The organism is Aequorivita aquimaris (genome assembly GCF_001573155.1).
In the GTDB taxonomy this organism is placed as follows: Bacteria; Bacteroidota; Bacteroidia; order Flavobacteriales; family Flavobacteriaceae; genus Aequorivita; species Aequorivita aquimaris.
The window spans coordinates 156,692-168,555 of record NZ_JRWG01000003.1 but is presented as its reverse complement, the minus strand read 5'-3'; the positions used below and the strand labels follow the sequence as shown (position 1 = coordinate 168,555).

The 11,864-nt window shown below is 38.4% G+C and carries 10 protein-coding genes; 9 read left to right on the top strand and 1 reads right to left on the bottom strand.

The annotated features are described in order from the left end of the window. The first annotated feature begins 87 nt into the window (after window positions 1–87). Window positions 88–3,618 carry a TraB/GumN family protein gene (locus tag LS48_RS06095; protein WP_062621040.1) on the top strand — a complete coding sequence of 1,177 codons (3,531 nt, stop codon included), beginning with the start codon at window positions 88–90 and terminating at the stop codon, window positions 3,616–3,618. Between the two features lie 64 nt (window positions 3,619–3,682). Here LS48_RS06095 and lpdA read toward each other — a convergent pair whose 3' ends face one another. Beyond that, a complete protein-coding gene (lpdA, locus tag LS48_RS06090; protein ID WP_062621038.1) occupies window positions 3,683–5,086 on the bottom strand; it encodes a dihydrolipoyl dehydrogenase in 1,404 nt (467 codons plus the stop codon). Window positions 5,087–5,261: 175 nt separating this feature from the next. On the opposite strand from lpdA, the gene LS48_RS06085 reads away from it, so the two are divergent. The 8 genes from LS48_RS06085 (at window position 5,262) to LS48_RS06050 (ending at window position 11,864) form a co-directional block, all read left to right on the top strand. Then, window positions 5,262–6,464, top strand: a complete 1,203-nt coding sequence (locus LS48_RS06085; RefSeq protein WP_062621501.1) for an aminotransferase class I/II-fold pyridoxal phosphate-dependent enzyme — start codon at window positions 5,262–5,264, stop codon at window positions 6,462–6,464. An 82-nt stretch (window positions 6,465–6,546) separates the two neighbouring features. Continuing rightward, window positions 6,547–8,040 carry a Na+/H+ antiporter NhaC gene (gene nhaC / locus LS48_RS06080; RefSeq protein WP_062621029.1) on the top strand — a complete coding sequence of 498 codons (1,494 nt, stop codon included), beginning with the start codon at window positions 6,547–6,549 and terminating at the stop codon, window positions 8,038–8,040. Window positions 8,041–8,195: 155 nt separating this feature from the next. Further along, complete coding sequence (locus LS48_RS06075) at window positions 8,196–8,831, top strand: peroxiredoxin (protein ID WP_045079465.1); 636 nt, start codon at window positions 8,196–8,198, stop codon at window positions 8,829–8,831. Window positions 8,832–8,834: 3 nt separating this feature from the next. Then, a complete protein-coding gene (locus tag LS48_RS06070) occupies window positions 8,835–9,149 on the top strand; it encodes a thioredoxin family protein (RefSeq protein WP_062621027.1) in 315 nt (104 codons plus the stop codon). Then, entirely contained in the window at window positions 9,130–9,378 is a 249-nt protein-coding gene (locus LS48_RS06065; protein ID WP_045079467.1) for a DUF6952 family protein, read from the top strand. Before LS48_RS06070 ends, LS48_RS06065 begins: the two co-directional genes overlap by 20 nt. 148 nt (window positions 9,379–9,526) lie before the next feature. Then, window positions 9,527–10,027: a thiol peroxidase gene (gene tpx / locus LS48_RS06060; protein WP_062621025.1), complete on the top strand. Its 501-nt coding sequence runs from the start codon at window positions 9,527–9,529 to the stop codon at window positions 10,025–10,027. Continuing rightward, window positions 10,027–10,386 (top strand): diacylglycerol kinase, encoded by a 360-nt coding sequence (locus LS48_RS06055; protein WP_062621023.1) that lies wholly within the window; start codon window positions 10,027–10,029, stop codon window positions 10,384–10,386. Before tpx ends, LS48_RS06055 begins: the two co-directional genes overlap by 1 nt. 83 nt (window positions 10,387–10,469) lie before the next feature. Further along, window positions 10,470–11,864: a vWA domain-containing protein gene (locus tag LS48_RS06050; RefSeq protein ID WP_062621021.1), complete on the top strand. Its 1,395-nt coding sequence runs from the start codon at window positions 10,470–10,472 to the stop codon at window positions 11,862–11,864.

Below are 11,864 nucleotides of genomic sequence, written 5' to 3'. Positions count from 1 at the left end.
TATAATCTTTCAAGAAATATAATTTTAAAAATGGCTATAAATCATTATCATTGAAATTTATTTTATCAACGATTTGCATAGCCCCTTATGAGTTCAACTTTCCGCACCCTGTTTATTTCTTTAATTCTTTTATTTACCCTAAATCCAATCTTCTCCCAAGACCGAAAAAATTATGAACTTCTTTGGGAAATTAAACACAAGACTGGAAACAAAAAATCTTATTTATTCGGAACACTCCACCTAAAAGATGCTCGAGCTTTTAAGTTTAGTGATTCAGTTATTCCAGCGATAAAAAAATCTGAAATGTTTGCCTTGGAGATTCATCCAGATTCGGCAGTTAGTGGTTTTAGTGAAAGTTATTTCGATACAAAAAGGGAAAATGTGTATAAAAAAATTCTTTCAAAAGAAGAATATCAAAAACTAAAGAACCGCTTTTATGAAATCAATAAAATAGATTTGGATAGTTTTCCTATGAAACACCCAAGTATAATAGAATCCATGCTAACGTTTCAGAAGGAAAAAGTAGATGACCGACGTACATTTTTAGATGCGTATTTATATGGTATTGCATTCAATAATAAAAAAATAATAACGGGCCTCGAGAAAGTTGAAGACCAGATACCTCTACTTGAAAATATCAGTGAAATGAAACTGAGGGAAAGTATTCTGTCTATTCTTGACAATGCGGGAGATAAAAAAAATAATGAATTTGATAAAATAACAGAGCTTTATTACGAAGGAGATTTAGAAAAAATTTGGAACTACATTAGTGATAGCCAGGCTAACGATTCTATCATGACAAAAAGGAACAACGTCATGTTTAACAGTTTGGATGAAATTATGAAAACCCATAGCATATTTGCGGCTGTGGGTGCAGCACATTTGCCAGGTGAAAATGGTTTGATTACCCTACTTCGCGAAAATGGATACCAGGTAAATAAAGTAGATGCAACTTTTAATGATTACGAACAACAGTACGAAATTGCTCCAGACCTAGATAGATGGGTTATGGATAGGAATGATTTTTTAGGGTACAGTGTTTTAACGCCCAGTAAAGCGGTACCTGTTGAAATTACCGAAACCATAAACGCCATGACCAGTACCGACCTCATTTATGGCGGCACTTTTGTGTACATGGTCGCAGACTTAAGAAATCAAATTTTAAAAGAGGGTTATGATTTTGTTGAAAATATTATAAATACCCAAACCCAAAAGGATACAGACTCCATTATTAGTAGGAATACCTTTGTGAAAGATGGAGTTGACTTTACAGAAGTTTTGATCAAAAAAGCAGAAATCTACACACGTTTGCAGGTTGTTTTTAAAGATAAAATAATCTATACTTTTATGACCGAAAATACTTTAGAGGAAATCACTTCAGTATATGCAAACGCTTTTTTTGATTCCGTGGAACTATTTGCTCCCAAAATAGAAGCATCGGTGTGGCAAAACCATACAGACCGTATGGGCGCTTACAGTGTAGAGGTTCCTGGTAAAATTCATGATCGCAGCCAGACAAGTGATAATCCTAACGGTGATAAAGATTCGCCTTATATTATTAATATTTTTTCTGCAGAGGATAAAGCTAATAAAGCTGTTTATTTGCTTCGTTATAACGATCAGCCAGTAGGGTATTATTTGGACGAAAAAGAAAGCTACTTTGATTATTTTGATAACTATTTCAAAGAGAATGGAACTTTTCTGAAAGAACCCCAAGACATAATGATAGATGGTAATGAGGGAAAAAAATACGAGCTTTTATTTTCTGATAAATTCCATACCGTAGCAAAACTTATTTTGAGAGGTAACAGGACCTATTTGTTAATGGCCCAAAAATATAATGAAGATGATAAAATTTCGGAAGACGATTTGTTTTTCAATTCCTTTAAATTTTTACCATACGCAGAGGCTTCTTTCGACACCATTATAAATATCCAAGATAAGTATTCATTTAAAGCTCCCAGTAAAACAGTAATTGTCAAGGAAGAAATTCAGGATGAATATTCAGAATATAGCTATGTGAAAAACTATAGCTCTTTAGATCCCACCACCTCTGGAACCTATCTGGTCCAGCACATAAAATTAAAACCATATTATCGCAAAAAATCCCTTCAACAATTTTATGACGATTATGCCGAACTACTTACTGAATATGACGATACCATTGTAAGTAATGTAAACATCACAATGGGTGGAAAACCAGCACGTGCAATCAGAATGAACAACCAAAATACCCACGTAAAACAAAGAATGAAGTTATTGCTGGATGACGATTCAATTCTTCTTTTTTTAACTTATTTGGGCGATGAAGAAATAGATAAACCACGGGTAGATAGATTTTTCAACTCACTGGGAATAAAGAAAAGTTCCAATAATTTTGATCTTACAGCCTCCAAAGCCGATTTAATCTTTAAAAACCTAAAATCCAAAGACTCCATAAAATTTGCAGAAGGGAAAGGCGCCCTGAATTATTATGAATTTGATGCTTCTGAATATAAACTTCTTGAGAAGAACTTAAAACGCGAATTCAAAGATGACTCTATTTATTATGGTACAAAATATTATATAATCGGTGCCTTGACCGATCTAGAGAAACCAGAAACCCTCAAAACTTTCACGGACTTTTATAAAAATAAAAAAAGCAGCCACCACGCACGCATGGAAATTCTTGAGCAAATGTTGAGGCTTAAAAACAAAAATGCAGAAACAACCTATTTTGACCTTTTAGAAAATCATAAACTTGAACGTAAAGATGTTAATGGTTATGATATAATGACCACGCTCTCAGATACCTTATCACTTTTTGTCAATCACGATGCCCAATTGGCCAAACTTACAGACATTAATGATTACAGGGATGGTATAGCTTCTATTTATGCCTATAATATTTCAAACGACAGCGTGTATGGAAACAAAATGCCTTTGCTAAAGAACAAGTTGCTCTCATATATGTATCAGGACGTGACAACCTATTTAGATACAATAGCTCGAAAGAACAACCACCATATAAATGAAGGCCTAATGTATAGCTACATTGAATTTTCAAAGGAATTTGAAAATAAGCCCGAAGAAGTAGTAAAAACATTGAAGCTTATGTCTGAACAATTCAAGGACAGTAAATGGCTTCAAGCACAAGCACTCATGGCAGCAACAAAGTTGAATGTAGAAATTGAACCACAAACACTGAACGAAGCTTTTGAAGATATGTATGTTCGGTTTGAGTTGATGGAAAGTTTGGTTAAAACTGATAATAGTAAATCAATCCCCAAAGTATATCTAGAGCCACAGGAATTTGCAAAACTTTCACTTTATAATTATGTTGGAGATGATTACGACGGCTATCCAAATATTTTTGACTATTTAGGTGAAGTAACTGTTGGCGAAAAAAATTATTTTGTATTTACTTTTTCCTATGGGGAAATAAGCGAAGAAGATACAGAGGAAGCTGACGGAACAGAAAAATATGTAGGTATAGTTGAGAAAACCCCTATCAATTTTTCAGAATTTGAAATGGCAAAATCCTTTACCGATTGGGAAACCGTTGAAGAAGACTGGAAAGCGCAGGCCACAAAAACTATAAATGATAAGGTTAAGTCTGAAAATTCTGAAACTGAATAATAACTTTTCAAAAAACAAAAAATCCCGCTTCGGCGGGACTTTTTTTTGACTAAACTTTAAAGATTTAAATGTGTAACGCTCTATCATCCGTAGCGGCAAGGGCGGCTTCCTTCACAGCCTCTGCATACGTAGGGTGTGCGTGGCTCATTCTGGAAATATCCTCGGCGCTTGCACGGAATTCCATTGCGGTAACGGCTTCAGCGATTAAATCGGCGACACGCGCGCCCACCATATGTACTCCAAGCACCTCATCGGTTTTTTTATCGGAAAGAATTTTTACAAAACCATCGGTATCGCCACTTGCACGGCTTCTTCCCAAAGCGCGCATCGGGAACTGCCCGCTTTTGTATTCTACTTTCGCATCCTTAAGTTGCTCTTCGGTTTTCCCTACGGAAGCAACTTCCGGCCATGTGTAAACCACTCCCGGAATTAAATTGTAATCAATATGTGGCTTTTGTCCAGCTATAATTTCAGCAACCATAACACCTTCTTCCGAAGCCTTGTGCGCAAGCATTGCCCCACGAACCACATCGCCAATGGCGTAAATATTTTTAATGTTGGTTTGCAGTTGGTCGTTAACATCAATCATTCCGCGCTCGGTGATTTTAACGCCTGCGTTTTCAGCTTTAAGACCTTCCGTATAAGGCTTTCTTCCTACGGAAACCAAGCAGTAATCGCCTTTGAAAGTTACTTCTTTATCATTTTTATCGGTAGCAGTAACGGTAACTTCCTTTCCTTTTTTGGAAACTGCGGAAACTTTATGCGAAACGTAAAATTTCACACCCTGTTTCTTCATCACCTTCATCAATTCCTTGCTTTGTGCAGAATCCATCGTTGGGATAATTCGGTCCATATATTCCACTACGGAAACCTCAGCACCCAAACGGTTATAAACCTGACCAAGTTCCAAACCAATCACACCACCGCCAATAACGATAAGGTGTTTTGGAACCTCTTTCATATTTAAAGCTTCGGTTGAAGTGATAATTCGGTCTTTATCCAGTTTTATAAAAGGAAGTGTCGCGGGTTTACTTCCCGTTGCAATAATGGTATTTTTCGCTTCAATGGTTTCCTTTTTCTTTCCGTTGGTGATTTCAATATGGGTGGCATCCTTAAAAGCGCCCATTCCGGTGAAAACGTCAATTTTGTTTTTATCCATCAAAAACGCAATCCCTTTGGTGGTTTGATCCACAACCGAAGCTTTGCGCTCTATCATTTTTTTCAAATTCAACTTTATATCGCCCGTAATTTCAATGCCGTGCTCCTCAAAATGCTTCATGGCATCTTCGTAATGATGTGAAGAATCTAGTAATGCCTTGCTTGGAATACAACCTACGTTTAGACAAGTTCCGCCCAAAACGTCATATTTTTCAATGATTGCGGTTTTCATTCCCAATTGTGCGCAACGGATTGCGGCAACATAGCCACCGGGACCCGAACCAATTACTGCTACATCATAAGTGCTCATAAAGTATTTCTTTTAAATTGAAGTGCAAATTTAACAGTTAAAGCTTAGATAGTAAAAGTTATAATCAATAAAGTTTTGGCAATTCTGAAAACTAAATTTAGAAAAGGAAATGGCTTATAATTTTACCACTCCTTTAATTTTTCGCAAATTTGCCAAACAACCTAAAATAACTATCATGGCTTTTAAACCAGCAGACAAAATTCAGGATTTACAATACTTTGGCGAATTTGGAGGTGTTAATCCTTCCATTTCAGATTCTTCCACCTATACGTTTCTTTCCGCAAAAACGATGTTCGATACTTTTGAAGGCAATGCGGACGGCTGTTATTTATATTCCCGCCACTCTACTCCTTCCAATCTCTATTTAGGCCAAGCTTTGGCGGCAATGGAAGGAACGGAAACGGCAAATGTTGCCGCAAGCGGAATGGGTGCAATTACCCCTGCAATTCTTCAGCTTTGTAAAGCGGGCGACCATATTGTTTCCAGTAGAACTATTTATGGAGGAACATACGCTTTTCTGAAAAACTTTGCGCCACGGTTGAATATTGAAACTTCGTTTGTGGATATTACAAAATTGGATGAAGTTGAAAATTCAATCACTGAAAACACAAAAATTATATACTGTGAAACCGTAAGTAATCCACTTTTGGAAATTGCGGATATTGAAGCCCTTTCAAAAATTGCGAAAAAGCACGGCCTGCAATTGTTGGTTGACAATACCTTTTCGCCTTTGAGTATTTCTCCTGCAAAATTGGGAGCCGATGTTGTTTTACATAGTTTGACCAAATTCATCAACGGAAGCAGTGATACTATGGGAGGCGTGACTTGTGGAACTCAGGAATTTATAGATAGTTTGCGCAATGTGAACGATGGCGCAAACATGTTGCTTGGCCCCGCAATGGATAGCCTTCGTGCAGCTTCTATTCTGAAAAATTTGCGAACGCTTCACATTCGAATAAAACAGCACAGTGAAAACGCCTTGTATTTAGCTGAAAAATTTGAGGCCGATGGTTTAAAAACGGTGTATCCGGGATTGAAATCGCATAACGGCCACGAGCTTTTCAAAAAAATGATGAACGAGGAATACGGTTTTGGAGGAATGTTGACCATTGACGTAGGCGGAATTGATAAAGCTAACGAATTGATGGAATTGATGCAGGAACGCAATTTAGGATACTTGGCCGTGAGTCTTGGTTTTTACAAAACGCTTTTTAGCGCGCCGGGTTCTTCAACTTCCTCTGAAATTCCCGAAGAGGAACAAAAGGAAATGGGACTTAGCGATGGGTTGATACGTTTCAGTATAGGTCTGGACAACGATATTGAGCGCACCTATAAGATGATGCGGGAATGTATGGTGCAAGTTGGAATCAACATGTAGGCGCGCGATTAATCGCGCGCCTACGATATTTGTTTAATAATATACAAAATCGTAACATTACATTCCATTTTAAAATTTCCCTATGCAAAGTCAAGACATTAAGCCCACCGACCCAAAAGACGATCAGATAGTTGAAAACGTTGAACTGAATATTTGGGAGGCGCTCATTCCTGTTTTTGCACTTATTGGGATGCTATTTTATAATGTGTTTTATGCCTATGGCGATAGCGCTTTGGACGGAAGTAACCAATTCATTCTCTTAATGGGCGGTGCCGTGGCGGCCATTGTGGGTTTTTTCAACAAGGTGAAATTTGACCAAATGCTGGAGGAAGTGGCGATCAACATAAAATCGACCGCAGGGGCTATTTTAATTTTATTATTGGTAGGGGCATTAGCCGGAACTTGGCTTATTAGCGGCATTATTCCCACAATGATTTATTACGGTCTTCAAATTTTAAATCCAACAATATTCCTGGCCTCTTGTGTAATTATTTGCGCCATTATCTCCGTGGCTACCGGAAGTAGTTGGACTACTTCAGCTACTGTGGGTATTGCACTTGTAGGTATTGCAAATGCATTGGACATTTCTATAGGAATGACCGCAGGCGCCATTCTTTCGGGAGCCTATTTTGGCGATAAGATTTCACCTTTAAGTGATACCACAAACCTTGCCCCTGCAATGGCAGGCACAGATTTGTTCACACATATTAGATACATGCTTTATACCACAGTTCCAACGTTGATTGTTACTTTGATAGTTTTCATAATTATCGGTCTAAACTTGGATACGTCAGGAACAGCAGATACCCATCTAATTCTCGCCGCTGTAAAGGATTCCATAAATGTGAGCCCTTGGTTATTTATAGTACCTATTGTTGTTATATTTTTAATTGTGAAAAAAACCGCTCCACTAATAGCCCTGCTTATAGGAACTCTTTTAGGCGCAGTTGCGGCATTAATATTTCAACCGGATATTGTGGCTTCAATTGGGGGCGGGTCTTCCCTTACTTTTGAAAATGGCTATAAAGGAATAATGAACGCAATAACTGTAGATAGCGCCATCCCTACAGAAAATGAAGCTTTAAAGGATCTCTTCTCCGCAGGGGGTATGTCTGGAATGTTAAACACTATTTGGCTTATATTATGCGCAATGGTTTTTGGTGGAATTATGGATGCCATTGGTGCATTAGCGGCAATCAGCAAGGCATTACTGAAATTGTTTCACACAACCTTCGGGCTTTTTGCTAGTACTGTAGCCAGTTGTCTCGCGCTAAACCTTACCGCCAGCGACCAATATCTGGCAATCGTTGTTCCCGGTAAAATGTATGCAAAAGCCTTTAGGGACAAAGGTTTAGCGCCTGAAAACCTCTCCCGAACTTTGGAAGATTCGGGAACGGTAACTTCTGTATTGGTACCTTGGAATACTTGTGGCGCATACCACAGTGGTGTATTGGGGGTTGATACGCTTCACTATGCTGGCTATGCCATCTTTAATTGGTTAAGTCCGTTTATGACCTTGCTTTTTGCAGCTTTTAGAATTAAGATCAGGGAGTTAGCTACTCCGGCAAAAGCATAACTATTTTTTTGATAGTAATTTTCTATTGTTAAAAAATCAACCTATTGCCAAAATCTATGGTTTTATAGATTAATACATTTGCTTCCTCCCCTTTATCCATAAGGACTTTTTATCTTTGCAATAGAAAATTATTAACCTTTAAAATATTTAAAACTATGTCATTAGTAGGAAAAACTTTCCCCAACATTTCAGTTGATGCAATGAACGAAATGGGCGATACATTCAAGCTTAATGTGCTTGAGGAAGCCAAAAAGAATAAGAAAAAAGTATTGCTTTTTTGGTATCCTAAAGATTTCACCTTTGTTTGCCCAACCGAAATCCATTCTTTTCAAGAAGCACTTTCAAAATTTGAAGACCGAAACACAATGGTAATTGGTGCATCCTGCGATACTCCTGAGGTACATTTCGCTTGGTTGAACACCCCAAAAGACAATGGCGGAATTGAAGGTGTAACTTACCCATTGCTTGCAGATACAAACCGTAACCTTTCAAATGCCCTTGGAATTCTTGATATTACCAATGAGCGTTATGATGAGGAAACTGGTTTATTGATGGTTGACGGTGACAACGTAACCTATCGCGCAACTTATTTGATTGACGAAGAAGGAAAAATTTTCCACGAAAGTGTGAACGATATGCCTTTGGGAAGAAATGTAAACGAGTTCATTAGATTGGTAGATGCTTACACCCACGTACAGGAAAAAGGTGAAGTATGCCCAGCAAACTGGGAAGAAGGAAAAGAAGCAATGATTGCCAACCGTGAAGGTGTTGCAACTTACTTAAGAAACTAAATTATGGTACTTGAATTAAAAGACGATAGCCTACAACAACTGGTAGCTGAGGAAAAGGACGTAATTGTTCAGTTTTCGGCAGGTTGGTGCGGCAATTGCAGATTGATGAAGCCAAAATTTAAGAAGTTGGCTTCAGAAACTGAAGATTACAAATTTGTTTTGGTTGATGCCGAAAAATTCCCTGAAAGTAGAAAAATGGCGAATGTGGACAATTTACCAACCTTCGCAAGTTTTAAAAACGGCGAATTGGTAAACCAGGTCCAGACCAACAAGTTTGAACTTTTAAAAGATCTTGTAGATGAAGTTGCCCGTAATTAGACATATTCAGCGAAACAATTCCACGGCACAGATAGAAAACTGTATCGAAGTTTTGGAATCGTATAGCGAATACAGCCGAATAACCGAAGAAGAGATGGATATCATTGGCGAACTTATCACCAATCTTTGCGGAGCGGTGGAAGTCCACAAAATGATTGAGGATGGCATGCCCGAGCGTGATGCGGCAAATGCTTTTGCCCAAAAAGTCTTGGGTTCGATAGACCGATAGATTTATGATTAATATTTGATTGGAATCCCTTTTGTAAAATTGTTGCAAAAGGGATTTCTTTTTTTGGGGAATCAATTCTTTAAGAACTTGTTTGCATTTTAAGCAAAACCGAATACGTATCTTTAGGCTTCACTTTAAAAACTATAATATGGCAACCATAAAATTAGGCGGAAACAATATTGAAACAGCCGGCACTCTCCCAAAAGTGGGCGATACGGCTCCAGATTTCAATTTGACGGCACAGGACTTGAGTTCAAAAAAATTATCAGATTTCAAAGGCTCCCGTGTTATCATGAATATTTTTCCGAGTATTGATACAAATGTTTGTGCAACCTCAGTGCGCAAATTCAATGAAAAGGCAACGGGATTGAAAAACACCAAAGTGCTCTGTATTTCAAAAGATCTTCCCTTCGCCCAAAAACGATTTGTGAGCGACGAAGAAATTAACAACGTTACCAATTTATCAGATTTCCGCGATGGTAACTTCGGGAAAAACTATGGAGTAGAAATGACAAGTGGCGCCCTGCGCGGCCTACATTCAAGGGCGGTATTGGTATTGGACGAAAACGGAAAAGTAATCCACAGTCAGCAAGTACCGGAAATTGGTGAAGAGCCTGATTATCTTTCGGCCTTAAAACCACTGCTATAATGTGGAATTCATATTTAGGAAAGCGCCTAAAAGGATGCGGTTACGCATTCAAGGGCGCTTTGCTATTATTACGCCACGAGGCAAGCATCCAAGTTCAGGCGGTAATCGGCATCATTATGACCGTTGCAGGATTTTATTTTGAAATTTCCACTACGGAATGGATACTTCAAATTTTCGCAATCGGTTTGGTAATGAGCATTGAAGGCCTAAATACCGCAGCCGAGGAAATTGCCGATTTTGTGCACCCAGACTTTCATAACAAAATAGGTTTTATAAAAGATGTGGCCGCTGGAGCCGTATTCTTCGCCGCATTTACCGCCGTTATCATTGGTTGCATCATTTATATTCCGAAATTTTAAATCTACAATGAAATTTACAAAAGGTTGATAGACAAATAATTATATATTTTTTATATCTTTAAGGTCAACCAACCAATTTCATTATGAAGCAATTAGCCACAATTTTGTGTCTACTGCTGTTTTCAATTCAGCTTTCTGCACAATCCGAAGCCCCTTCTCCCATTATTTTTATTTATGACGCCAGTGGCTCCATGTGGGGCCAAATGCAAGGCAAGACCAAGATGGAAATAGCCACTGAGGTTCTTTCAACTACGGTGAATAAGCTTCCCCCAAACCAAAACGTGGGCCTTGTTGCCTACGGCCATCGGAAAAAGGGAGATTGCAAAGACGTGGAAACTCTGGTTTCCATGGAAAATAGTTCAAAAGGTGAAATAAACTCTTCCTTAAAAAAGATAAAGCCCTTGGGAATGACTCCCTTGGCATACGCAGCTTCACAAGTAATTGACGGACTTCGAAAATCAAAGAAAAAGGCAACCATTATTTTAATAACGGATGGTATTGAATCCTGTGATGGCAACATTTGTAATGTTGTGACAGCTGCCAAAAAAGAGGGAATTGATTTTAGATTGCACATTGTAGGTTTCGGCTTAAAAGCAAACGAAACGGAACAACTTAAGTGCGCCGCAAATGCGGGAGAGGGTAAATATTACGATGCTGCCGATGCCAGTGGACTAAGTGATGTAATGAATGAGGCCACTGCGGAAACCGTTGATAAGCCAAAAGGAAATGTTTCGGTGTATGCCGTTAAAAACGGCGTAGCAATAGATGCTTGGGTGAAAGCGTACGATGTAGTTGCAAAACGAGCTCCCATAAGCGTTCGAACTTATAAGGATACTGCCTATTTCTACTTACCTCCCAGCAAATACAATTTTGAGGTTACTCCACTTGAAGGTAGCGATGTAAAAATGGTTTCCGTGGAAGGGATACAGAGTTTTGAAGATAAAATAACACATAAAACCATAAGCTTTGACGGTGGAAAAATAGGTGTAACCACCACAAATAACGGGAAAAACTGGGACTGTATGGTCAAGGTTTTGGACGCAAACGGAAAAACCGTAGCCTCTCTCCGAACTTATAACGAACCTAAGGAAGTAGAAATAAATCCAGGAGTTTATAAAGTTTCCATACAAGCATTGAGTGATATGAAAGGGCTGGAAACGTATACAGAAATTGAAAACGTAACAGTTGAAGCAAGTGGAATTAGACCAGTATCACACAATTTTACCACAGGCACCGCTTTTATTGATGCGAAAGCGGATGGAAACTCCATAGACAGTGTAGTTACAATTGATGAAAGCCCTTCGGGCAAAAATGTTGCAGGAGGCAGGACCTATAGCCGTGGCAAAGAATTTTTATTGAATCCCGGAACTTATAAAGTAAAAGTGACGCCTCTTGGAAATTATAAAGATCGGAAAACACAAATTGTAACCGTTGAGGTGAAAAAAGGGGAAGCAATTACCAAAACCTTAAACTTTTAA

Excerpts from the sequence above, each read along its gene's own strand:
- LS48_RS06070 (WP_062621027.1), top strand. The coding sequence starts at position 8,835 with ATGGTACTTGAATTAAAAGACGATAGCCTACAACAACTGGTAGCTGAG.
- tpx (WP_062621025.1), top strand. The coding sequence starts at position 9,527 with ATGGCAACCATAAAATTAGGCGGAAACAATATTGAAACAGCCGGCACT.
- nhaC (WP_062621029.1), top strand. The coding sequence starts at position 6,547 with ATGCAAAGTCAAGACATTAAGCCCACCGACCCAAAAGACGATCAGATA.
- LS48_RS06095 (WP_062621040.1), top strand. The coding sequence starts at position 88 with ATGAGTTCAACTTTCCGCACCCTGTTTATTTCTTTAATTCTTTTATTT.
- lpdA (WP_062621038.1), bottom strand. The coding sequence starts at position 5,086 with ATGAGCACTTATGATGTAGCAGTAATTGGTTCGGGTCCCGGTGGCTAT.
- LS48_RS06055 (WP_062621023.1), top strand. The coding sequence starts at position 10,027 with ATGTGGAATTCATATTTAGGAAAGCGCCTAAAAGGATGCGGTTACGCA.
- LS48_RS06050 (WP_062621021.1), top strand. The coding sequence starts at position 10,470 with ATGAAGCAATTAGCCACAATTTTGTGTCTACTGCTGTTTTCAATTCAG.
- LS48_RS06065 (WP_045079467.1), top strand. The coding sequence starts at position 9,130 with ATGAAGTTGCCCGTAATTAGACATATTCAGCGAAACAATTCCACGGCA.
- LS48_RS06085 (WP_062621501.1), top strand. The coding sequence starts at position 5,262 with ATGGCTTTTAAACCAGCAGACAAAATTCAGGATTTACAATACTTTGGC.
- LS48_RS06075 (WP_045079465.1), top strand. The coding sequence starts at position 8,196 with ATGTCATTAGTAGGAAAAACTTTCCCCAACATTTCAGTTGATGCAATG.